Source organism: Pseudomonas sp. Marseille-P9899, from assembly GCF_903166565.1.
GTDB classification, from domain to species: Bacteria; Pseudomonadota; Gammaproteobacteria; order Pseudomonadales; family Pseudomonadaceae; genus Aquipseudomonas; species Aquipseudomonas huaxiensis.
This window is the reverse complement of sequence record NZ_CAESCG010000003.1, coordinates 611,247-635,874: the sequence shown is the minus strand read 5'-3', so window position 1 is coordinate 635,874 and position 24,628 is coordinate 611,247. Positions and strand designations below refer to the sequence as shown.

Annotated in this window: 14 protein-coding genes; 11 read left to right on the top strand and 3 right to left on the bottom strand. The window is 64.3% G+C overall.

Annotation, left to right across the window (positions count from 1 at the left end; genetic code table 11):
* Nucleotides 1-13 precede the first annotated feature (13 nt).
* Entirely contained in the window at nucleotides 14-340 is a 327-nt protein-coding gene (locus HWV67_RS18605) for a GlpM family protein (protein ID WP_175652478.1), read from the top strand.
* Here the strand turns inward: HWV67_RS18605 and HWV67_RS18600 are convergent.
* On the bottom strand, nucleotides 337-1,329 hold the full coding sequence (locus HWV67_RS18600; RefSeq protein WP_175652292.1) for an alpha/beta fold hydrolase: 993 nt from the start codon (nucleotides 1,327-1,329) through the stop codon (nucleotides 337-339). The two genes, HWV67_RS18605 and HWV67_RS18600, sit on opposite strands and share 4 nt — an antisense overlap.
* 202 nt (nucleotides 1,330-1,531) lie before the next feature.
* Here HWV67_RS18600 and HWV67_RS18595 point away from each other — a divergent pair, with 202 nt between their 5' ends.
* Together HWV67_RS18595 and metR are read left to right on the top strand one after the other, a co-directional pair.
* Nucleotides 1,532-7,078 (top strand): dermonecrotic toxin domain-containing protein, encoded by a 5,547-nt coding sequence (locus HWV67_RS18595; protein WP_175652291.1) that lies wholly within the window; start codon nucleotides 1,532-1,534, stop codon nucleotides 7,076-7,078.
* Between the two features lie 149 nt (nucleotides 7,079-7,227).
* Entirely contained in the window at nucleotides 7,228-8,145 is a 918-nt protein-coding gene (gene metR, locus HWV67_RS18590; protein WP_175652290.1) for a transcriptional regulator MetR, read from the top strand.
* 237 nt (nucleotides 8,146-8,382) lie between these two features.
* On the opposite strand, the gene HWV67_RS18585 is transcribed toward metR, so the two are convergent.
* Nucleotides 8,383-8,781: an NUDIX hydrolase gene (locus tag HWV67_RS18585; protein ID WP_095154871.1), complete on the bottom strand. Its 399-nt coding sequence runs from the start codon at nucleotides 8,779-8,781 to the stop codon at nucleotides 8,383-8,385.
* Nucleotides 8,782-8,886: 105 nt separating this feature from the next.
* Between HWV67_RS18585 and HWV67_RS18580 the strand changes: the two genes are divergently transcribed.
* From HWV67_RS18580 to HWV67_RS18560, 5 genes are all read left to right on the top strand, one after another.
* Nucleotides 8,887-13,179, top strand: coding sequence for a DEAD/DEAH box helicase (locus HWV67_RS18580; RefSeq protein WP_175652289.1), 4,293 nt, complete (start codon nucleotides 8,887-8,889; stop codon nucleotides 13,177-13,179).
* A gap of 92 nt (nucleotides 13,180-13,271) precedes the next feature.
* Nucleotides 13,272-14,168, top strand: coding sequence for a hypothetical protein (locus tag HWV67_RS18575; RefSeq protein ID WP_175652288.1), 897 nt, complete (start codon nucleotides 13,272-13,274; stop codon nucleotides 14,166-14,168).
* 2 nt (nucleotides 14,169-14,170) lie between these two features.
* Nucleotides 14,171-15,160 carry an MBL fold metallo-hydrolase gene (locus HWV67_RS18570; protein ID WP_175652287.1) on the top strand — a complete coding sequence of 330 codons (990 nt, stop codon included), beginning with the start codon at nucleotides 14,171-14,173 and terminating at the stop codon, nucleotides 15,158-15,160.
* Nucleotides 15,161-15,229: 69 nt separating this feature from the next.
* Nucleotides 15,230-16,846, top strand: coding sequence for an FMN-binding glutamate synthase family protein (locus HWV67_RS18565; protein WP_175652286.1), 1,617 nt, complete (start codon nucleotides 15,230-15,232; stop codon nucleotides 16,844-16,846).
* 146 nt (nucleotides 16,847-16,992) lie between these two features.
* A complete protein-coding gene (locus tag HWV67_RS18560; protein WP_175652285.1) occupies nucleotides 16,993-18,117 on the top strand; it encodes an OpgC family protein in 1,125 nt (374 codons plus the stop codon).
* 50 nt (nucleotides 18,118-18,167) lie between these two features.
* Here HWV67_RS18560 and HWV67_RS18555 read toward each other — a convergent pair whose 3' ends face one another.
* Nucleotides 18,168-19,586, bottom strand: coding sequence for an amino acid permease (locus HWV67_RS18555; RefSeq protein ID WP_175652284.1), 1,419 nt, complete (start codon nucleotides 19,584-19,586; stop codon nucleotides 18,168-18,170).
* Nucleotides 19,587-20,028: 442 nt separating this feature from the next.
* Here HWV67_RS18555 and HWV67_RS18550 point away from each other — a divergent pair, with 442 nt between their 5' ends.
* The 3 genes from HWV67_RS18550 (at nucleotide 20,029) to HWV67_RS18540 (ending at nucleotide 24,622) form a co-directional block, all read left to right on the top strand.
* Entirely contained in the window at nucleotides 20,029-23,184 is a 3,156-nt protein-coding gene (locus HWV67_RS18550) for a transglycosylase domain-containing protein (RefSeq protein ID WP_175652283.1), read from the top strand.
* A gap of 116 nt (nucleotides 23,185-23,300) precedes the next feature.
* Nucleotides 23,301-23,858: a PadR family transcriptional regulator gene (locus tag HWV67_RS18545; protein WP_110972504.1), complete on the top strand. Its 558-nt coding sequence runs from the start codon at nucleotides 23,301-23,303 to the stop codon at nucleotides 23,856-23,858.
* Nucleotides 23,855-24,622: a siderophore-interacting protein gene (locus HWV67_RS18540; protein WP_175652282.1), complete on the top strand. Its 768-nt coding sequence runs from the start codon at nucleotides 23,855-23,857 to the stop codon at nucleotides 24,620-24,622. Before HWV67_RS18545 ends, HWV67_RS18540 begins: the two co-directional genes overlap by 4 nt.
* Nucleotides 24,623-24,628 lie beyond the last annotated feature (6 nt).

Here is a 24,628-nt window from a genome sequence, read left to right as displayed (position 1 = left end):
CCACATGGACCTGATACTCAAAGCCTGTCTTGGCGCCGCCGTGGTGGTGATCCTCGCGATGCTGGCCAAGACCCGCAATTACTACATCGCCGGGCTGGTGCCGCTGTTTCCCACCTTCGCCCTGATCGCCCACTACATCGTCGGCAAGGGCCGCTCGCTGGACGACCTGAAGACCACCATCGTGTTCGGCATGTGGTCGATCATTCCGTACTTCGTCTACCTCACGGCGTTGTATTTCCTCGTCGACCGCCTGCGCCTGGAGGCCTCACTGGCCTTGGCCGCACTGGCGTGGCTGGTGGCGGCGGCGATTCTGGTCAGCGTTTGGGTGCGCCTTCACTAACGCTGAGCAAGATGGCTGAAATTATTCCGGTGCGCCTGTAGATACGGCAGCACCGCCGCCAACAGCGCCGCCTTGAACGGCTCCTGGAAACGGTGGGCCAAGCCCGGAATCAACGCCAACTGGCTGCCCTGGATGTGCGCCGCCAGATGCACCCCGTGCATCACCGGCAGCAACGGATCGGCGGTGCCATGCACCACCAGGGCCGGGACCCGCAGGCGATTGAGCAGTTCGACCCGGCTGGGTTCGGCGAGAATCGCCATGATCTGGCGCTTGACCCCTTCGGGGTTGAACGCGCGGTCGTAGGACACCGCCGCCTGCTGCAACAACACTTGACGATCATCCTGCACCCGCGGGCTGCCCAGCGCCGCCAGCAAATCCGCCTGCTGCTCGATCGCCACCTCGCGGTTGGGCGCACCGCGTCGCGCCAGTTGCTGGATCAGTGCCGCACTCGGCGCCGGCAGGCCCTGGGCACCGGAACTGGACATGATCAGCGTCAGGCTCTCGACCCGCTCCGGCGCCATCGCCGCCAGGTGCTGGGCAATCATCCCGCCCATGCTCACGCCCAATACATGAAAGCGACTTTCGCCCAGGTACTGCATCAGTTCCAGGCCGTCTTCGGCCATGTCTTCGAGGGTGTAGGGCGCGCTCACCGACAGGCCGAGGCGATAGCGCACCAGCTCGTAGGTCAGGCTGGCATCGGCGGGCGGCTGGTTCCAGCGCGACAGGCCGACATCGCGGTTGTCATAGCGAATCACCCGGAAGCCCTGCTTGCACAGCGCCTCGACCACTTCATCAGGCCAGTGGATCAATTGCCCGCCCAGGCCCATGACCAGCAGCAAGGCCGGATCGGTACTGCGCCCGACGCTCTGGTAGGCCAGGCTGACCTGCTTGAGTTCGGCCTGTTGCACAGGCGCATGCACGTCGCAGCGCGGCGCGGCGAACGACGGAAAGGCGCTCAGCAGCGCCAGAAGAAATAAATAGAACCGCATGGAAAAACACCGAAAACGAAATCCCCAGTAGAGCGCGAGTGTGATGATGTTTGTGCCGGCGCGCTGCCACAGTTCCGTGACAATTTCATGAACCTCGCCGAGCGGATACCTATGTACCGCCCGTCGTCCCCCGGCTTGACCTCAAATCCGCCGACCACAGCCGCCAATACGGCCTGTTTTCGCCGAACCCGAGGTAAACCCGATGCCCACCCCAGACCACGCCGACACCCGGAACGTGATCGACTTCGCTTTTGAACGGAATCCCGACGCGCCCTTCATACAGGATGAAAACCTGTATTCCAGCGCCTCGGCACAGTGGCGTGAATGCCGTGAACGCATGCTCGAATTGCTCGGCGGGCTCCCTGCAATCCGTGCCGCGATCAGGCAGCAGATCAAGCAACGCTGGGACCTGGACAGCCAACTGGCCGGCCTGCGCTTTCACACCGGCCAGCGCCTGTACCTTGATGAAGCCAGCGTATTCGTCCTGCAGTTTCCTCATCTGGATCCGGCCCTGGACCAGGCCAGTGAAGTCTTCGGACTGCCCGCCGCTCACGCGCTGCATGGCTTGTCGCCGATGGCATTGCTGGAAACGCTCAAGCGCCTGGAACTCGGCGAGAGCCTGAATGAGCAATGGATCGCCTACTGGAATGGCCGTGCGACCGGCACGGCGCTGTCCCGGCGCAGTTGGGCGGCCCGGCAATACCACGCGCACTTCCAGGCGGCCGGCGATATCGCCGTGGCCGAGGGCACGCTGACCGTCCGCCAATGGCAAGCGCTGCAAACCGCGCTCCCGCGTCCCGATAGTTCGGCCGTGCCCGCGGGTTTCGAGACACTGCACCTGACCCTGGCCGATGGCAGCCGCTTGAAGCTGCCGGGTGCCTTGGTCTGCACCAGCGACAGCGAGCGAATTTTGTACCTGCCGTCATACACCCCGGCGATGCAGGTGTTTGCCACCCGCGCAGCGATGGAACGCAACCTTCTGGACCGTCAGCGGCGACTGTGGCCCTACACCGGCAACGAGCTTCGACCGCGCAACACGGTCGGCTACCAGTTACAGGACGCACCGCTGGATGCCGCCTTCCGGCAATTGATGAGCCAGCTGCGTGCTTGCCACCTCACACCCCTGCATGAGAACAGCGAGCCCGACCCGGGCTCTGCCGCAAGCGCCCCCCTCGCCGCCGCCGACGCCTACGACAACGCGCGGGCGACAAACGCCCTGTTCGCCGAACTGCCCGGCCTTGCCCCCCTGACCAACGATGGCGAATCCCCCCGCCCCACCGACTTTGGCAACCTGTACCAGGACATTCCGCTCAGCACCCGCCTGGCCATGATCGAGCAGCAACTGCAAGCCTTCGAAAGCCTGGCAGGCGAACAGGACGATCACGATTCGCCCACCCTGCAAACGCTCAGGGAAGCGCTCAACGCCTTGTCGATGGCGCAGAGCCGCGCGGACATCGCCGCCGCCTCATTGCTCGACACCGAGGCGCTGCACGACCTGCGCAGTTGGTCACAGGACGCCTACGCGGAGCTGAAACAGGCGCGCCAGGACGGCCTGCGCGCCGAGGCCGCGATCCAGTACGCCATGAATCAGCTCGGTGACGACGAGCGGGAAATGCTCGACGCAGTGCTCCTGGCCCCCACTGCCGACCAACGCAGCGCCTCGGTGATTACCGCGACGCTGACCCTGCAAACGACCGGCGACGACCAACAGCTTCAGTCGCAGCCACTGGACGGCGTGGTGGTCATTGCCCACGGCAACGGGCCGTACGCCGTGGTGACAGACCGCCCGCTGTTGTTGTTCTGGCCCGGCAGCGCGGGCGGCTTGCAGCGGTTCGCGTCCGTCATGGCGCTGGAGCGCGAACTCTTCAAACTGTCGATCGGTAGCGACGAGCGCAAACTGTTGCTCACGCCCTTGGCCGGGGATGCTCTGGAACATGGGCTGCAACGCCAACTGGCCCGTTGCGAGCAGGCTGCGCTCGAACTGCACCAGCACTTATTCCCACGCGACGAAGCGCAGTACAAGACCGCACTGGAGGAACTGCGACGCACCGTCCTCGATGAGCTGAACGTCCCCGTGAACACCGCGCGGGACCTGGCCTATGAGCGCTTCCTCGAACAAAACCGATCCCTGGCCCTGAACCGCGGCCAACCCGAATGGCTACGTCATCTACCCCCTTCCGAACGTCAGTCATTCAGCGCCCTGATCAAGGCCTTCCTGCCCGCCGCGCAACGCTCCCAGGCCCTGCTGGAGCGTGACCTTCCGCGCCGCGAGGATTTCGCCGCGCGCCAGGTCACGGACCGCCTTGTCCGCGACTTCGCCCTCGGCAGCGCCGTGCAGGTTCAGCTCGACGTGCCCGACTCGACCCATTTCACGAAGGACACAATCCCAGGCTCAGGCGCTCCGGGGACACCGCTCAAGCTGGTGCTGATGCCCAGCAAAAGCAGAAGCCTGATCAGCCTTCAGGAACTGGCCCTGGGCAATATCGACCACGACCTGACCAACCGTCTGCAATTCATGGGGCTGGTGCTTACCGGGGGAGATCCCGCTGATCGCTCCACGCTCGCCTCCGGCCTGGATGTCGCCTACTTGCAGCGCTTCGTCACCGAACTGGACCTTGCCGGCCTCTACGAGCAGCGCATCCGCGATGCGCTGCTGGGCACTGTGGACGCCCCACTGTTCCATCAGCAATACCGTGAGGAATGCCTGCTGGCGCCGGTCCAACTGATGCTGGCAATTCGCGGCCAGGCGGCCCTTCATCAGCGCCATATCACTCAGGCCGGGCTGGACATCCTGTCGCTCGCCACCGATGCCAGCTCACCCGAAGCGTTCAATACCGGCGGCAAACGCGTCAGCCTGTTGCCGGCGATGCTGATGCCGGGCGGTGAAGACACCGGCGACCGCAACACGCCGCTGTCCGGCGTGACGTTTATCCATGACAGCGTCAGCGGAGTGACCCTGCTGTATTTGCCGGACAGCCCGGATGCCATTTTCCTGCGCCAATATGACGGCCTGGAAACTGCCCGAGTCGCGCTGTTCAACCTGGCGTTCGACAGCAACATGGCGGCGTACCTGGCCGACCGGGCGCTGGAGGGCGACATGGACTACCACATCAGCCGGATCAACGAGGCCTGCACTCGCCATTTCCAAGGGTTGATCGGCATCGAGCAAGCCTGGCCGGCCACCACCTCGCTGGCAGCGCAGCAACTCAACGCGCACCTGGGCCGCCTGGTCCTGGCACACCGCAGCACCTCGCGCTCCAACCGCGAACTGCGTCTGGAACTGGCGGCGCTGGAAAGCGGGAAGGTCTTCGACTACCTGAAAATGGCCCTGGGCATGCTGCCGTTTGTCGGTGTGGTGATCGCCGCCTACGACGCCTGGGCCAGTGCGAACCGGGCCGTGACCGCGTTTCTGCACAACAACGCCGCCGAGGGCCTGGACGCGCTTGAATCGCTCTTGCAGTCGTTGATCGACGCGGCCATGGACCTGCTGCCCGGCGCGGCCATCAAACCGGGTCCGGCGCGGGCGCTGATTCGCCAACGACAACTGAAGCAACTGGTCGGCAGCGGCCATCTGCGTCCCGCGCCGGGCGGGCGCCGCCGTACCGCCGTGGACAGGTTCAGCGGCTACGAATACGGGGGTGAATCGTCCCTGGCCGGGCTGACGCCGGGCACCGAAGGCATCTATCGCGGTATCTATCGCCACCCCCAGGGGGATTTCATCATCAACAGCGGCCGGGTTTATCCGGTGCTATTCGATGCAGGCCGGCATACCTGGCGGCTGACCGGCAAAGCAGACTCCGCCTACAAACAGCCCATCGCCCTCGATGGCTTTGGAAACTGGGACACCCATGGCGCGCTCTACGGCGTCAATGTCATCAGCCCTGTGGCCGGGGGTGGCGCCGCGCTCGGGCGTCTGGCCGAGTTCGCCGACCCGCTGTGGCCCGCGGCCATTCGTCAGCACCTGCCGCGCTGGTGGACCGACCCGGTCCTGCGTCGTCAGCAAGCACTGAAAAGCAGCGTCGACGCCAAGCTCTACGAATTGCAGACCATCAACTCTGGCACCCAGGAGCGGCAGAACCGCTTCAACCAGATGGTCGACCCGGAGGCACGCAACGCGTTGACCCTCGAATTGCGTGACCGTTACGTGAAGGAAAGAGCCATCGGCTCCGAGTTGTACCCCGAGTTGGAGGCGCTGATGCAGTTGAGCACTGGCAACAATCGGACCCGGCTGAAAGCGCTGCAAAGCCGTGTTGCCTGGTTGCAGGTCGATCGCCGGCTCAACGAGCTGAACATCATAAAACCCTGGGCGCTGGAGCATCTGGCGCGAATCGATGAGATTGGCCGCGAGATAGAAACCACCCCCACCCTCGACATTCCGCGCCACCTGCAACTCCTGCAACAACGCAAACAGGTGCGCCTGAAACTGGTGAAGAAACTCGACCAGGTCAGCAAGGTGATGCACGAGGCCGAAATCTGGAACAAGCGCATCACCGTTGCCGAACAGCGTGCCAACGTGCAGGAGGACATGGAGGTGGTGCAGCAGAAATTCAGCCAGTCCACCACCGAGCTGCTCAAGGTCGGCAACTACCTGGAAATCGTCAACCGTTACGAAGCGGTCGTGGATACGTCCTGGTTTCTGCTGCAACAGCGCATCGCCGGAAGCCGGATCAGGCTTGACCGGGCATTGAACAATCAGCTCCATCTGACCGAAGTTCGCACCAGCGCCGTCCTGCGCGAGCGGGTACTGCGGGACTGCCTCGAAACCTATCAGGACTACCACCGCGACTTTCTCGCCTGGAACGCCAGCTATCCGCAGTTCTTCGAGCAGCGCCATGTCCAGCCGTTTCTGGACGGACTGCGCTACACCGCTGAACTGGCCGAGCGCTGGAGAAAGAAGTCCGCGTTTCCCACGCACACACGCCAACCCGGCCCGGCACAACCGGCACGCCGGCTGTTCGAAACCGAGGACAACCAGGTGCTGATGGGCATCGAGGAAAATGCCGACCGGCAGCGCCGCATGACCATCCCCGGCATCAACAACAACACCGAAATCTATGTGGAAGGCCAGCAGGGCCGCTGGCGGCTGGAAAATCCCAGGCCCGCGCCCGCGAGCGCACCCGCTGACCTCAATCAACTCGTACGCGAAGCCCGGGAGCGACTGGACAACCTCCCCGCCTACACCGCCAAGGTGCAGGGTTACGCCCGCAAGAACATGCTGCCGGTGGACCTGGAGCACATGCTGGTCAGCGAAGCCGGCGAGCTGCGTACCCGCGCCACGCTTATCGCCGAACAGGACCCGCAGGCGTCACTGCCCGACACGCTGCGGGCCAGGGCGGATGAACTGGTGATTCAGGGGCAGGCGCTGCGCATCCGCCAGACGCTGGCGAGCAAGACCCCGAGCGAAGGGATGCTGGACTACCTGCTGGAACACCAGTCGGTGGACATCATCAAGGTCGGCGAAATGACCCAACTGACCAAACGCGCCGAGGGTCGTGCCGAATACCTGCTGGAGTACGAAATACGCGACCTGACCCGCAACCCGCCGGGCCCGCTGTGGTACGCGCACTTTCACTACACCTCGGCGAGCCCCGGGTTCGACAGCTTCGCCAAGGCCCATCTGAAAATTCCTGAGCAGCGCCGCCGCGGCCTGCAATGGCAACAAGGCCAGGGCGAGTCGGCCGAGCGGATCTGGCGTGGCGATATCGGCAGGGTGCTGGCGCGCAAGCACTTTGCCGCGCTGTTCGACTGAGCGTCGGGGGCTAGGACGGGCCGCTGCCGAGCGGTCCGGCTTGCTGCCCTCTCGCTGTCGCCGACAACGTTGTGGTCGACAGCCTCGTCATCATGAGACAAACTCAACCAATTCGACTTTTAATCAAATATTACTCATGGAGAAGCCGGGTGCTCGAAATCCGCCATTTGAAGACCCTGCACGCCTTGCGCGAGGCTGACAGCCTGGTCGACGCCGCTGACCGCCTACACCTGACCCAGTCGGCGCTCTCGCACCAGTTCAAGGAACTGGAAGAGCGCCTGGGCATGCAATTGTTCGTGCGCAAGACCAAGCCGATCCGCTTCACCAGCGCCGGCTTGCGCCTGCTGCAACTGGCCGACGCCACCCTGCCGCTGCTGCGCGGTGCCGAGCGCGATATCGCGCGGCTGGCGGGCGGCACTGCCGGGCGCCTGCACATGGCGATCGAGTGCCACAGTTGCTTCCAGTGGCTGATGCCGACCATCGACCAGTTCCGCGATGCCTGGCCGGAAGTCGAGCTGGACCTGGCCTCGGGCTTCGCCTTCGCCCCGCTGCCGGCGTTGGCCCGCGGTGACCTCGATCTGGTGGTGACCTCCGACCCGGTGGACCTGGCCGGGATCACCTACGTCCCGCTGTTCACCTACGAAGCCATGCTGGCCGTGGCCAACCAGCACCCGCTGGCGGCCAAGCCGTACGTGGTGCCGGAAGACCTGGCCAAGGAAACCCTGATCACCTACCCGGTGGAGCGCGACCGCCTGGACATCTTCACCCGCTTCCTCGAACCGGCCGACGTCGAACCGGCGCAGGTGCGCACGGCGGAACTGACGGTGATGATGATGCAACTGGTGGCCAGCGGCCGCGGCGTCTGCGGCATGCCGCACTGGGCGCTGCACGAATACAGCTCGCGGGGTTATGTGAAGGGCAAGCGCCTGGGCGACAAAGGCCTGTTCGCCACGCTGTACGCCGCGATCCGCACCGACATGCTGGACGCACCGTACATGCGCGACTTCCTGCTGACCGCCAAGGACACCTCGTTCTCCACCCTCGATGGGGTGAGTGTGGTCAGGTAACACGGAACCTGTAGGAGCGGCCGTTAGCCGCGATGGGCCGCACAGCGGCCCCAAAACCATCCAGCACGAGATGGCTGTCTGCATACGGCATTTTTGTCGACGTTGAGGATCGCTGAATGTGAGACCCCAACCGGCCAGAAACAGGTTGCTGGATGGATTTAGGGCCGCTGCGCGGCCCTTCGCGGCTAACAGCCGCTCCCACCGAATTGTGAGTGGCCGACGCGTTGCGATTGCCTGTCAAACGCCTCGGTAGAGCGGCAGGATCAGGTCCCGCGTCAACGGCGCCAGCACCAGCCGCTCGGCCGCCTCGGCATCCACCCACAGGGCTTCCTCGATTTCCGCCGCTGGCACCACGGTCTCAGCGGTGTCGACGCGGAACAGCTCGCACACCACTTCGAAGCCCGGCTCATTGGCGGCCGGCGCGCTGAAGTTGCCGAGATAGCCGGCCTGCTCCTGATCGATGCGCAGCCCCAGCTCTTCGAACAACTCCCGCGCCAGCGCCGCCACCGGCGCTTCGCCCGCCTCGATCTTGCCGCCTGGCTGCATGAACGCCTGGGTGCCGCGCTTGCGTACCAGCAAGGTGTGCCCGCGCGGGTCGATCAACAGGGCGGCGGCGATGCGGATGGTCTTGCTCATGGCGACAGCTCACAGCGAAAAAAAGGCCGGCAAGGATCCCACGGTCATGCCGCAACTGACCAGTGGCCCCTTGCAAGCATCCAGCGCAGGACGCATAAACAGGGGATGAATCTGCCCGCCCACAACCATCCGGTGCTGGACATCTTCCACCCGGCTGTCCGCCACTGGTTTCGCCGCCATTTCCCGACGGTGACGGCCGCGCAGGCGCAGGCCTGGCCGCTGATCCGCAACGGTGAATCGCTGCTGGTGGCGGCGCCGACCGGTTCCGGCAAGACCCTCACCGCCTTTCTCGCGGTGCTCGACGAGCTGTTCGAACAGGGCCTGGCCAACGACGGCCAGTTGCCGGATGAAACCCGGGTGGTCTACGTCTCGCCGCTCAAGGCGCTGTCCAACGATATCCAGATCAACCTGCAGAATCCGCTGGCCGGCATCAGTGCCGAACTGGAACAGCTCGGCCTGCCGGTTCCCGCCATCCGTACCGCCGTGCGCACCGGCGACACCCCGCAGAAAGAACGCAGCGCCATGCGCCGACAGGCACCGCACATTCTGGTGACCACGCCGGAGTCGCTGTATGTGCTGCTCGGCTCGGAGTCCGGGCGCAAGGGCTTGGCGACCGTGCACACGGTGATCGTCGATGAAATTCACGCCATCGCCGGCAACAAACGCGGCAGCCACCTGAGCCTGACCCTGGAGCGTCTTGAATCCCTGTGCGGCAAGCCGCTGCGGCGCATCGGCCTGTCCGCAACACAGCGGCCGGTGGAACGTGTGGCTGAGTATCTGGTGGGCACGGGACGCACCTGCGCGGTGGTAGATATCGGTCACGCACGCCAACGCGACCTGGCCATCGAAGTCCCGCCGCAACCCCTCGGCGCGGTGATGGCCAACGATGTCTGGGAGCGTGTCTACGACCGCCTTGCGGTGCTGGCCCGCGAACACCGCACCACCCTGGTGTTCGTCAACACCCGGCGCCTGGCCGAGCGCCTGGCCCGGCACCTCAGCGAACGCCTTGGCCGCGAAGCGGTGGCGGCGCACCACGGCAGCCTGGCGAAAGAAGCGCGGCTGGACGCCGAACAACGCCTCAAGCGCGGCGAGCTGCAAGTGCTGGTCGCCACCGCATCGCTGGAACTCGGCATCGATATCGGCGAAGTCGAACTGGTCTGCCAGATCGGCTCGCCCGGCTCCATCGCCGCCTTTTTGCAGCGCGTCGGCCGCTCCGGTCACCAGGTCGAAGGCACGCCGAAAGGTCGTCTGTTCGCCACCACCCGCGACGACCTGATCGAATGCGTCGCCCTGCTCGACTGCGTGCGTCGTGGCGAGCTGGACGAGTTGCATGTACCGCAAGCACCGCTGGACGTGCTGGCCCAGCAGATCATCGCCGAGGTCAGTTGCCAGCCGTGGACAGAACAGGCGCTGCTCGACTGTTTCCGCCGCGCCAAACCCTACGCCGACCTCGACGAAGCGCATTACCAGGCGCTGCTGCGCATGCTCGCCGAAGGCTACAGCGGTCGCCAAGGTGTGCGCGGCGCCTACCTGCACCGCGACGCCGTCAGTGGCGAATTGCGGGGGCGGCGTGGCAGCCAGCTAACGGCCCTGACCAGCGGCGGGACCATCCCCGACAACGCCGACTACGCGGTGATGCTGGAACCCCAGGCGCTGAATATCGGCAGCGTCAACGAAGACTTCGCGGTGGAAAGCATCGCCGGCGATATCTTCCAGCTCGGCAATGCCTCGTACCGCATCCTGCGCGTCGAGGCGGGCAAGGTGCGGGTCGAAGATGCCCAGGGCCTGCCGCCGAACATCCCCTTCTGGCTTGGCGAAGCGCCGGGGCGCAGCAATGAACTGTCCCGCGCCGTCGCCCGCCTGCAAGGCGAAATCGATCAGTGCCTGGAAGACCATCAGGGCCGCGAACAGCCGCTGCTGGACTGGCTCGGCACGACCCTCGGCCTCGGCGCGGACAGCGCCGCGCAACTGTTCGATTCCCTCGGCCGGACCCGCCAGGTCCTCGGCGCCCTGCCGTCCCAGGACACCCTGGTGATGGAGCGCTTTTTCGATGAGTCCGGCGGCACCCAACTGATCATCCACTCGCCATTCGGCAGCCGCATCAACCGCGCCTGGGGCCTGGCCCTGCGCAAGCGTTTCTGTCGCACCTTCAACTTCGAATTGCAGGCGGCGGCCAGCGAGGACGCGATCATCCTTTCGCTGTCTGCCGGCCACAGTTTCCCGCTGGAAGACGTCTGGCGCTTTTTGCCCAGCGCTAGCGCCGAGCAGGTGCTGATCCAGGCGGTGCTCGACGCGCCACTGTTCGGCGTGCGCTGGCGCTGGAACGCCGGGGTCGCCCTGGCCCTGCCGCGCTTTGCCGGCGGCAAGCGGATCGCCCCGCAGATCCAGCGCATGCGCAGTGAAGACCTGACCGCTGCGGTGTTTCCCGATCAACTGGCGTGCCTGGAAAACCTCGCCGGCGAGCGCGAAGTCCCCGAGCACCCGCTGGTGGAACAGACCCTCGATGACTGTCTGCACGAAGCCATGGATGCTGACGGCTGGCTGGCCCTGTTGCGGCGTATCGAAAGTGGCGATATTCGCCTGATCTGCCGCGACCTGCCCGCGCCTTCGCCCCTGGCGGCAGCGATTCTCAATGCCCGCCCCTACACCTTCCTTGACGACGCGCCGCTGGAAGAACGCCGCACCCAGGCCGTGCTCAACCGGCGCTGGAGCGAGCCGCAAAGCGGTGACGAACTGGGCGCCCTCGACCGCGACGCCATTGCCGCCGTGGCGCTGGAAGCCTGGCCGGCACCGGGCAACAGCGACGAAATGCATGAAGCGCTGATGAGCCTGGCAGCGATCAGCGACGCGGAAGTGGTCGCCAATCCCGGCTGGGCGCAGTGGCTGGGGGCGCTGGCCGAAAGCGGTCGCGCCTGCCATCTGCAAGTCGCGGACGGTGCCGGTCTGTGGCTCGCCCGCGAGCGCCTGAACGGGCTGCTGGCGGTGTATCCGCACGCCGAACTGCAACCCGCCGTCACGCCACTGCCGGGCTTCGATGCCGTGGTGGATGAAGACAGTGCCGCGCTGGAACTGCTGCGCGCGCGGCTGAGCGGCTTCGGTCCGCTGACCCCGGAACAGATTGCCGCGCCCCTGCACCTGAACATCGCCGTCATCCAGCAGGCCCTCGCCCGCCTGGAAGGCGAAGGCTATGTCATGCGCGGCCAGTTCCACCCCGATGAGCCTCGCGAGCAATGGTGCGAGCGGCACCTGCTGGCGCGTATACACCGCTACACCATCAAGCGCCTGCGCCGGGAAATCGAGCCGGTCAGCCTGCAGGATTTCATGCGTTTCCTGTTCGACTGGCAACACCTGTCCAGCGCCAGCCGCCTGCAAGGCAACGCCGCCCTGGGCGAAGTGCTGGAGCAGTTCGAAGGCTACGCGGCGGCGGCCGGCGCCTGGGAAAGCGACCTGCTGCCCGCGCGCCTTGGCGACTACAGCCCGCGCTGGCTGGACGAAGCCTGTCGCGCCGGCAAGTTCACCTGGGCGCGCCTGGCGCCCAACGGCAAAGCCGCCGCCAGCACCCTGCGCAGCACGCCGCTGGTGCTGCTGCCGCGCAGTCGCCTGGGCATCTGGCAAGGGCTCGGTCAGCCATTCGACATCGACGCGCTGTCACCGCGCGCGCAAAAGGTTCACAGCGCCTTGAGCCAGCACGGCGCGTTGTTCTTCGACGAACTGCGCGACGACGCTCACCTGCTGCCCACCGAACTGGAGAACGCCTTGCAGGAGCTGGTGGCGGCCGGACTGGTCAGCGCCGACAGCTTCGCCGGCCTGCGCGCGCTGATCACCCCGGCCAGCAAACGCCAGGCCCACAGCAGCCGACGCGGCCGCGGGCCGCTGTTCGGCGGCATGGACGACGCCGGGCGCTGGGCGCTGCTGCGCCGCAGCGCGGCGTCTGACGACAGCGAAGCCGTCCGCGAGCACATCGCCCGGACCTTGCTACGTCGCTACGGCGTGGTGTTCTGGCGCCTGCTGGAGCGCGAAGCCGACTGGTTGCCGAGCTGGCGCGAATTGCTGCGCACCTTCCACCGCCTGGAAGCCCGCGGCGAAATCCGTGGCGGCCGCTTCGTCAGCGGCCTGGCCGGCGAACAGTTCGCCCTGCCGGAAGCCATCGCCGTGCTGCGCGGTGTGCGCCGGCGTCCGCTGGACGGCAGCCTGGTGGCGGTCAGCGGCAGCGATCCGCTCAACCTCAGCGGCAGTTTGCTGCCCGGCAGCAAGGTCCCGGCACTGGCCGGCAATCGCCTGCTGTACCGCGACGGACTGCCAGTGGCGGCGCTAGTGGCGGGGGCAATGCAGTACTGGCCGGAGGTCGCGGACGAGGATCATGCGGCGCTGCGCGACCGCTTGATTCGCGGCGCCTGAAGCTGACTCATTGGCATCATTTTGACAGCACCGCATTCTCCGGCTAATAGAAATGTAATCTTTCCTTCGCCTCTTGATGACAGGGACGTCTCATGCGCAAGCTCTTCGCCGTTGCTCTGGTTTCCCTCACTACCTGCGGCCTGCTGGCACTGTCGGGATGCTCCTCCAGCCCCGATATCCACGTCCTCGATATTGGGCAAACCAACTACGAGGCCGTCAGCAACCTCAAGGCTGCCGACGCCTCCGCCACAGTCGGGTACGTCGTCGACGGCCATTTCTACACCGCAGGCTATGTCGCGTACCTGGCCGGCTACGACAGCAGGACGTCCCTGGAACTGGCCTGCTCGACCCAGGCCCCTGACGAGATATTCAAGCTCAATGCCGTTCCAGTTTCGTTCTGGATCATCGGCCCAACGTACCGGCATCAGGTGGTCAACGGACTTCATTCACTGCACGGAGGGGACACGGCTGCGGTGATGACGCGCAGGGCCGTGCTCAAGCAGATGATCAGCGAATCGGCAGCCTCCACCACCACGCCCAAATGGCAGACCGGATTCCTCATTCATGCCTTCGGCGACAGTTACGCCCACGTTCACCACAACCCGCCCGAAGCCTACGGCGAAGGAGTGGGGCATCTATTCGACAGCCTTTCACGCAACGACCCGGACGCCATTTTCATCAATGACAACCACGTTCGCTACGTCGAGTACGTGCGCGAGCTGTTCGAAGCGCTTTCGCAAGCCAGGCAGCCTGGGAAAGCTGCTTCCCCCGCACTCGACACCTTCATCGGAAACATCAAAGCCGAGGCCGAAAAGGGCGAAGACAAAGAGAAGAAGGTCACGATCGTGATGAACGACGGGCGCCTTGGACACGACCCAGAGACTGCGCGAAAAGCCTGCAAGGATATGATCATCGACGACGCCCAGATCAGGCCTTTCCTGCAGAACCTCAGCAAGCGGCTGGATGAGGCGCAACGCGCCGGGAGCTGAACATGCGTTGGCAAATTCTTATCCTGGCGTTACTACTGGGCTGTACCACCCCACGGGACCAAGGCGTCGAGTTGTCGCGGGCGCAGGTGTCCGAGGGGCCGAATATCAGGTATCTCGGGGTCGGTGGCTGGCTGCTCCAATGGAAGGATGAAGGACTGCTGTTCGCGCCGTCATTCACCAATCCTCCTTTCTACCGGTTGCCTTTCAATACCACAGCCGATCCCGCCCGGATCGACGAACTGATGCCGGAAGCGCCCCGTACGAGCATGATCCTCGTCGGGCACGGACACTACGATCACTTGCTGGATGTTTCGCACATTGCGCAGAAACAGGCGCCTTTGGCCACGATATACGGCTCGGAAAACGTGAAGCACATGTTGGCCTCGACACCCGCTGGAAGCCGCGTGCAAACCGTGGAAAAAGAACTGAGTGCCGATTGGGTCCATCCGGGAGGCTGGATCACGTCCAAGCCAGGTCATATCCGGATCATGCCCATCAGGAGCGAGCACGCACCTCACTTCGCCGGTTGGCATCTTGTGCCCGAAGGCAGCTACACCCTAGACCGTGACCACCTGCCCAGATCTGCCTGGACCTGGAAGGGGGGACAGGCAATCGCTTGGCTGGTGGACCTGCTGAACGACGAGGGCAAGCCGGTCTTTCGCATCCACTATCAGGATTCCGCCGCCAACCCGCCTTTCGGCTTCCCACCGGTACTTGCGGACGGCAAATCGATTGACCTGCAGATACTCTGCGCGGGCAGTTGGACCCAAGTAGACAACTATCCGACCCGGTTGCTCCAGGTCACACGCCCCCGCCTGATCGCCATCGGTCACTGGGAAAACTTCATTGGCGGAGATCTGAAGAACCCGACGATCATCCCGTTTCTTGACCTCAAGGGTTTGGTAAAAGCTGCGGAAGAAGCAGCACCGAACACAGAAACCCTGGTACCCGCACCGTTTTCCGACATCCCGCTGAACCTGAATCCCTCATGACTGGCTTCATTTCCTTATCGGCTATATGGTTAACGGCTTGCCTGACCGTGCCAATACAAAGGAAACCGTATGAGCCTGTCACTTCTGAGCCGCTACGCCTTCTTCGCTGCCTGCGTCCTGTTCACCCTCGCGAGCCTGCCGTTTTTGCACCATGAATGGCTCTGGCCCTTCACCCTCGCCACCGCGATTCTCAGCCTGATCGGTCTGTTCGACCTGCTACAGAAGCGCCATGCGGTGCGCCGCAACTCCCCGATCCTCGGCAATATCCGCTACCTGGTCGAAGGCATTCGCCCGGAGATCCGCCAGTACCTGCTGGAGTCCGACAGCGATGCCCTGCCGTTCTCCCGCGCGCAGCGCTCGCTGGTGTACGCGCGGGCCAAGAACGAAGGGGCCGACAAGCCGTTCGGCACCCTGATCGATGTCTATCAGTCCGGCTTCGAGTTTATCGGCCACTCCATGCGCCCGGCACCGCTGAGCGATCCGTCGGCGTTCCGGGTCATCGTCGGCGGGCCGCAATGCACCCAGCCGTATTCGGCGTCGGTGTTCAATATCTCGGCGATGAGCTTCGGCTCGCTGAGCGCCAATGCCATCCGCGCGCTGAACCTCGGCGCCAAGCTGGGCAACTTCGCCCATGACACCGGCGAAGGCAGCATCAGCCCTTATCACCGCGAACACGGCGGCGACTTGACCTGGGAACTGGGCAGCGGCTATTTCGGCTGCCGCACCGCCGACGGCCGCTTCGACCCCGAGCGTTTCGCCGAACAGGCGCGCAACCCGCAGGTGCGGATGATCGAAATCAAGATGAGCCAGGGCGCCAAGCCCGGCCACGGCGGCATCCTGCCCAAACACAAGGTGACCGAGGAAATCGCCGAGACCCGTGGCGTGATGATGGGTGAGGACTGCGTTTCGCCGTCGCGGCACAGCGCCTTTTCGACGCCAATCGAGATGATGCATTTCATCGCTCAACTGCGTGAACTGTCCGGCGGCAAACCGGTGGGCTTCAAGTTCTGCCTGGGCCATCCGTGGGAATTCATGGGCATCGCCAAGGCGATGCTGGAGACCGGCATCCTGCCCGACTTCATCGTCGTCGACGGCAAGGAAGGCGGCACCGGCGCGGCGCCAGTGGAGTTCACCGACCATATCGGCGTGCCGCTGCGCGAAGGCCTGCTGTTCGTGCACAACACCCTGGTCGGGCTGAACCTGCGCGACAAGATCAAGCTCGGCGCCAGCGGCAAGATTGTCAGCGCGTTCGACATCGCCAGCGTGCTGGCCATCGGTGCCGACTGGGCCAACGCCGCGCGCGGCTTCATGTTCGCCATTGGCTGCATTCAGTCGCAGAGCTGCCACACCAACAAATGCCCGACCGGCGTCGCCACCCAGGACGGTCTGCGCCAGCGCGCCCTAGTGGTGCCGGACAAGGCCCAACGGGTGTTCAACTTCCACCGCAACACCCTCAAGGCCCTGGCCGAAATGCTCGCCGCCGCCGGCCTCGACCACCCGGCGCAACTGGAGGCCAAGCATCTGGTGCGGCGCAAGTCCGCCACCGAGATCAAGCTGTTCTCGCAACTGCATGTGTTCCTGAAGCCGGGCGAGTTGCTCAGCGGCGAGGTCAGCGGCGAGTTTTACCAGCACATGTGGGCGATGGCCCGGGCAGACAGTTTCGAGCCGAACGCCGAGGCCGCGTGAGAGACATTCGGTAACACGCCGTCGTTGCAATATCCGGCAAAACTCCCCACCCTCCGCGCCACTGATCGGCAAAGGTCAGCGGCGCGGAACCGCAGATCGCCTGCGCTGATCCTCTACTGAAACACCCTTCTTCAAGAGCCTTCATCATGATTAACGGGCGCGATCACCGGATCGACTTTTTTCGAGGGCTGGCGCTGGTCTTCATCTTCTGGGACCACATCCCCGGCAACCCGCTGGCCAACCTCACCGTGCGCAATTTCGGCTTCAGCGATGCGGCAGAAATCTTCGTCTTCCTCGCCGGCTACGCCGCAGTGCTGGCCTACGGCAAGATTGCACTGCGCGACGGCTGGGTCGTCGCCTGCGTACGCATCCTGCGCCGCGCGTGGGTGCTGTATGTGGTGCACATCTTCCTGCTGGTGCTGTTGATGGGCATTGTCTTCGTTGCCAACAGCCACGTTGAAACCCGCGACATGATCCAGGAAATGGGCCTCTATTATTTCCTCGGCAATCCGCAGCAGGCGCTGGTGGACGAGTTGTTGCTGCGCTTCAAGCCCAACCTGATGGACCCGCTGCCGCTGTACATTCTGCTGCTGCTCGGGCTGCCGCTGGTGCTGCCGTTGATGCTGCGCCGGGCGGAATACGTGGTGGGCTTTTCCGTGGCGCTGTACCTGATGGCGCCGATGTTCCAGTGGAACCTGGCGGCGCAGGAAGGCGGCGTGTGGTTCTTCAATCCGCTGGCCTGGCAACTGCTGTTCATCCTCGGTGGCGCGGTGGCGATCCATTCCCAGCGCGAGCATCCGCCAGAGCTAAGGCCGGTGTGGAGGCAGCCGTTGTTCATGGTCGCTGCGGGCTACTTGCTGCTGTGTGCGCTGATCGCCTTGTCGTGGCGTTGGCCCGAGGTGCATGACGCCTTCATGCCGAAGGTGCTGGCCGAGTGGCTGTACCCGATCAGCAAGACCAACCTGTCACCCGCGCGGCTGCTGCACTTCCTGGCCCTTGCCTACTGCACCGCACGTTTGTTGCCCGCTGGCGCATGGCTGGAAAACTGGCTGGCGCGGCAGAGCTGCCGGATGGGCCGGTATTCGCTGGAAGTGTTCTGCTTCGGCGTGTTGCTGGCGCCGCTGGCGGACATGGCCAACGCGCTGGGCGATGAACATTGGTCGATGCAGGTGTTCAGTGCACTGGTGGGGGTGGGATTGATGATGCTGCTGGCGGTGTGGCTGGACTGGAACAAACGGCTGACGCGGGTGGTGCCGGCCCCCGCCGCCTGATCTGTGCAGGAGCGCCCGGGCAAGCGCGCTCCTGCAGGTTTTTTTCGATGTTATGCGGCCGGGCGTACCAGCCCGCCTTCTTCACCCTTCGGGGCCAGCTTGAACCCGTAATACAGGGCCGTCAGCAACACCAGGAACGCCGGGCCGATATACAGCGCCACGCGGGTGTCTTCGAAGTACGCCATCAAGCCCACCACCAGCACCAGGAACGCCAGCGCCAGATAGGAGCTCAGCGGCCACAGCCACATGCGGTATTGCAGGCGGTCGCGCTCGGCGTCGCTCAGGCCGGCGCGGAATTTCAGTTGCGCCAGCAGGATCATCGCCCAGGTCCAGATCGCGCCGAAGGTGGCAATCGAGGTCACCCAGACGAAGACTTTTTCCGGCACCAGATAGTTGGCCAGCACGCCCAGCAGCAAGGCGGCGATGGACAGCAGCAGCGCATTGCGTGGCACGCCGTTGCGCGAGGTGCGGGCGAAGGCGGCCGGGGCCTGGCCGTTCTGCGCGAGGCTGTAGAGCATGCGCCCGGTGCTGAAGATGCCGCCGTTGCAGGACGACAGCGCAGCGGTGATCACCACGAAGTTGATGATGCCGGCGGCGGTCTTGATGCCGAGGCGCTCGAACGTCATCACGAACGGGCTGCCCTGGCTGCCGATTTCGTTCCACGGGTAGATCGACAGAATCACGAACAGCGCGCCAACGTAGAACAGCAGGATGCGCCAGAACACCGAGCCGATGGCCTGGGGGATGGTCTTCTGCGGGTTGCGCGCTTCACCGGCGGTGAGGCCGATCATTTCCACGCCGAGGTAGGCGAACATCACCATCTGCAGCGACATCAGCACGCCGGTCACGCCGTTGGGCATGAAGCCGCCGTTGCTCCACAGGTTGCCGATGCCCAGCGCGACACCGTCGTTGCCGAAGCCGAAGGCGATGACACCGATGCCGCCAATGACCATGGCGATGATGGTGACGATCTTGATAAGGGCGAACCAGAACTCGAATTCACCGAAGGCCTTGACCGCGATCAGGTTGATCGCACCCATGCTGCCCAGCGCCGCCAGGGCCCAGATCCAGCGCGGGACGTCGGGGAACCAGATGCCCATGTAGATGGCCACGGCGGTGATTTCCGCAACGCAGGTCACCAGCCACAGGAACCAGTAGTTCCAGCCGGTCAGGAAGCCGGCCAACGGGCCGAGATAATCTTGTGCGTAACGGCTGAAGGACCCGGCCACCGGGTTGTGCACGGCCATTTCGCCGAGCGCCCGCATGATCACCAGGATCGCCAGGCCACCAATGATGTACGACAGCATGATCGCCGGACCGGCCATTTCAATGGCCTTGGCGGAACCGAGGAACAGACCGACGCCGATGCAGGCGCCAAGGGCCATGAGGCGAATGTGGCGTTCGCCGAGTTCCCGTTTGAGTGGACCGCCCTGGACGGTCTCGGCAGGAGAAGGGTTGCCGACTGGCATGGTGATACAACCTCATTTTGTTATTGGATATGAGCAATCACGCAGGCAGACGCATCGCCGATAGGCAGGACGCGGTGCCTCGCCGGGCTCGACCTTGTGGGTGAGCCCGTCCGCGGGCAGTCAAGGTGCCGGCAGAGCGAAAGGGCCAGCAGTATAGGGAGGCGAAAGCAGGTGTTTTCACTGTAAACACCTGGATATTTGGCTGGAAGTCTCGGCTAAAACGGCTTTTGTGGAGTGGCTTTCACCGCACAAGCGCGGATCGCTCAGGGGCTAGGGGGAATTTGGCACCAAAATAGGGCGGCCCATATTACGAGCAAAACCTATGATTTCTGACTCGTTTTTAGGAAATAGCTGACAGCCCTCAACAATTTTTTCACCGCCTCCGGTCAGCGTCTAAGCTTCAGGCAGGTAAGACGAAAAAGACAAAACCAGGCTTAAGACTATGGGCGCACAGTGGCACTCAGATCACGGAAATACCCTAGCCCCCGCAGAAAATTCGGAAGAAACGCCGCCGCCTCGCCGCTCCCGCCTACGCTACTTGTGGTGGTTGATCGCCCTGATCGTGTTGATCACGCTGGCGTTGCTGGCCTATGCCGCGGCCAAGGAAATGCAGAGTTCCCGCCTGCAATCCCGCGAGTTCAGCAAGTTCGCCGCGACCCTGAGCTACTCGATGCACAAGGGCCCCACCGACGCCATGGTCTACCCCGGCGAAGGGCCGTTCGATAAGCGTCTGGGCTATAGCGCCCTCGGAGAATTCATTCCTCGCCTGCTGAAGCGGGACTACGTGGTGGTGGAGCAGACTCGCTTCTCTCCAGCACTGATGAACTACGTTGATCGCGGCTTTTTCGTACCCTACACCGAGAAAATTCAGGCCGGCCTGAGCATTACCGACTGCAAGGGCGATGTGCTCTATCAGTACCAGTACCCGCAACACCTTTACCCGGACTTCGCCTCTATTCCGCCGGTGATGGTGCACAGCTTGCTGTTCATCGAGAACCGCGACCTGCTTGATCCCAACGACCCCAACGGCAACCCGGCGGTGGACTGGCCGCGCTTCGCCAAAGCGGCCTACACCCAGATCGCCAAGTACCTGGCCCTGCCCGGCCAGTCGGCGGGCGGCAGCACCCTGGCCACCCAACTGGAGAAATACCGCCACTCGCCGGACGGCCTGACGGCGTCCGGCGGCGAGAAGATCCGCCAGATGATTTCCGCCAGCGTCCGTGCCTACCAGGACGGCCCGCAAACCCTGGAAGCACGGCAGCGTATCGTCCGCGACTACCTCAACAGCGTGCCGCTCTCGGCGGTGCCCGGCCACGGTGAAGTGCACGGCATGGCCGAGGGCTTGCGCGTCTGGTACGGTGCCGATTTCGCCGAGGTCAACCGCCTGCTGGCTTCCACCGCAACCGATCCGGAAACCCTCGCCGCCCGCGGTCTGGCCCTGCGCCAGGTACTTTCGTTGATGATCGCCCAGCGCCGCCCTTCGCACTTCCTGGCCAAGGGCCGCAATGAACTGGCGGTGCTGACCGACAGCCACATCCGCCTGCTGGCAGCGGGCAACATCATCGACCAGCCACTGGCCGACGCCGCTTTGGCCAGCAAGGCGATTTACCGCGACTGGGTGGCCCAGCCGACCATCGTGCCGATCGTCACCAACAAGGGCATCAGTGTCGCCCGCAGCCGTCTTTCGAGCATGCTCGCGCGGCCGCTGTACGACCTCGACCGCCTTGATCTGTCGGCCACCAGCACCTTGCAATCGGGCTTGCAGACCCAGGTCAGCGACTACCTGAAGAACCTCGCCGACCCGGCCTTCGCGGAAAAAATGGGGCTGTTCGGCGAACGCTTGCTGACCCCCACCAGCACCACCCAGGTGCGCTACAGCTTCACTCTGATGGAGCGCACCGCCGACGGCTCGCGGGTGCGGGTGCAGACCGACAGCACCGACCAGCCCTTCGACATCAACGAAGGCAGCAAGCTGGAACTGGGCTCCACCGCCAAGCTGCGGGTGCTGACCAGTTACCTGGAAATCATCTCCGAGCTGCATGACCGCTACGGCGGCATGTCGGTGCCGGAACTGAAGAAAGTCGAAGTGACCGACGTCGACTTCATCACCCGCTGGGCCATCGACTACCTGATCCAGAACAAGGACCGCAACATCACCGCGATGCTCGATGCCGCGCTGGAGCGCAAGTATTCGGCCAGCCCCGGCGAGGCGTTCTTCACCGGTGGCGGCCTGCATGTGTTCAACAACTTCCGCAAGGAAGACAACGGGCGCATTCCGACGCTGAAAGACGCCCTGCGCGAGTCGATCAACCTGCCCTTTATCCGGCTGATGCGTGATCTGGTGCGTTACAGCACCTACCAGGCGCCGGGCAACAGCTCCGCGCTGCTCAAGGACGATGCCGAGCCACGCCGTCAGGAATATCTGGCGCGCTTCGCTGACCGCGAAGGCACCGATTTCCTGCGCCGGTTCTGGAAAAAGTACCAGCGCAAGACCTCCCAGGAACGCCTCGACACCTTCCTCGACGGCCTGCGGGCGACCCCGATTCGCCTGGCCGCCGTACACCGCTACCTGTTCCCCGAAGCGGACCAGAGCACCTTCAACGCCTTCGTCCGCGCCCACATGAAAAAAGAAGGCCTGGTCAGCAAGCCGCTGGCCGGCAAGAAAGATCCGCTGAGCGACGGTCGCCTCGAAGACCTGTACCTCGCCTACGGTCCCGGCAAGTACGACCTGCCTGACCAAGGCTTTATCGCCAAGTCCCACCCGCTGGACCTGTGGCTGGTCGGCTATCTGCTCAAACACCCGGGCGCGAGTTTCCAGGAGGCTGTGCTGGCCAGCCATTTCGAGCGTCAGGAAGTCTACGGCTGGCTGTTCAAGAGCAAGCACAAGGGCGCCCGCGACAGCCGCATCCGCACCCTGGTGGAAGTCGAGGCATTCCTCGATATTCATGCGCGCTGGAAACGCGTTGGCTATCCGTTCGACCACCTGGTGCCGTCGCTGGCCACCGCCATCGGCAGCTCCGGCGACCGTCCGGCCGCCCTCGCCGAACTGGTCGGGATCATCCAGAACGATGGTGTGCGCCTGCCGGTGCTGCGGATCGACACCCTGCACTTTGCCGCTGGCACCCCTTACGAAACCAGTCTGGCCGGTAACCCGGACCGCGGCGAGCGGGTGCTCTCGGTGGAAGTGGCACAGGCGCTGCGCGGGGCGATGTCGCAAGTGGTCGATGCGGGTACGGCGCGGCGGGTGTCCGGGGCGTTCAAGCTGGATGACGGCACCGTGCTGACCATGGGCGGCAAGACAGGCACCGGCGACAACCGCATCGAGAGTTTCGGCGCGGGAGGCCGGCTGATCGGCTCGCGTTCGCTGAACCGCACGGCGACCTTCGTGTTCTACCTGGGCGATAACCACTTCGGCACCCTCACCGCCTTCGTCCCGGGTCGTGCTGCGGAAGCGTTCAAATTCACCTCGGCGCTGCCGGTGCAGGTGCTCAAGGGCATGGCGCCGATTCTTCTGCCGTACCTGAAACCGGGCGGCAACACCCTCTGCGCGCCGCCGCTGATGGCTGAGCCGGGGTCGAGTGTTACCCAGGCAAATTGAGTTCTCCGTCGTCCTTTTAAACCCTATGGGTCCTGACCAAACCAATCTCCTGCTTGCAATAAGATATATCTTGAGTAATATCTTGAGACATATCGTAAGCACACAGGAGAAACCTCATGCGCGATTTCCCCCACGGCCCCCGCGAATCCGAGGGCTTCGAACGCCGTCGCGAACGCGGCGACCGAGGCCCCCGGGTCTTCGCTCCGGGTGACCTGAAACTGCTGCTGTTGGCGATGCTCGCCGAGCAGCCCTGCCACGGCTACGACCTTATCCGCCAGATCGAAAGCCTGTTCGACGGCAACTACAGCCCGAGCCCGGGCGTGATCTATCCGACCCTGACCTTTCTCGAAGAAAGCGAACTGATCAGCGGCGAAATCGACGGCAGCAAGAAGCTCTACCGCGCCACCGACGCCGGACGCCAATCCCTCGAAGACCAGGCCGTGGCGCTGGACGGCGTGCGCATGCGCATCGAAGTCAGCAAGCGCTCGCTGCGCGGGCACGACCGTCCGCCGGAGATCCACGAAGCCGTTCACAACCTGCGCCATGCCCTGCAGATGCACAGCGGGCGCTGGAACCCACAAGAGATAGAGCGGGTGCGCAACTTGCTCAACGAAACCGCGAAAGCCATCGTTGCCGGCCCGGCAACCTCCCCTTCCCAGGAGCCATCCGAATGACTGTTAGCGAAAACACCATCCACCGCGTCATGCACGAGATCAAACACCGCCAGTTGACCGTGCTGCGAGTCGTCGACCTGACTCCGCGCATGCGCCGCATCACCCTTGGCGGCGCGCAACTGCAAGGCTTCATCAGCCTCGGCAGCGATGACCACGTCAAACTGCTGTTCGCCAACAACGCCGAAGAACAGGCGGCGATGGACGCCCTCACCCTGCCCAAGGAAGGCGTGAAGCCGACCATGCGCGAATACACCCCGCGGCGCATCGACCTGGTCAACAACGAGCTGGACCTGGACTTCGTCCTCCACGGCGACGGCCCTGCGTCGACCTGGGCCGCCCAGGCCGAACCTGGCCACAGATTGAACATCGCCGGCCCACGCGGCTCGCTGGTAGTGCCGGATATCTTCGACAGCTACCTGCTGGTGGGCGATGAAACCGCGATCCCGGCCATCGGTCGCCGTCTGGAAGAGTTGTCGGCCGGCCGCAAGGTGCTGGTGCTGGTGGAAATCGAAGACGCGCAAGAACGTCAGCCGCTGCCGAGCAAGGCGGACGTCGAGGTGATCTGGATTGAGCGGCACAAGCAGAATGTGCTGGAGGTATTGGCCGAAGTGAGCCTGCCGCAGGGCGAGCTGTACGCCTGGGTGGCGCTGGAAAAAGGCCTGACCCGCAAGGCCAAGGCGCTGCTGCTGGAAGAAAAAGGCGTGTCGGAAGACCGCCTCAAGGCCGCCGCTTACTGGCGCCTGGACGGCACCGCCGACGACTGACGGAAA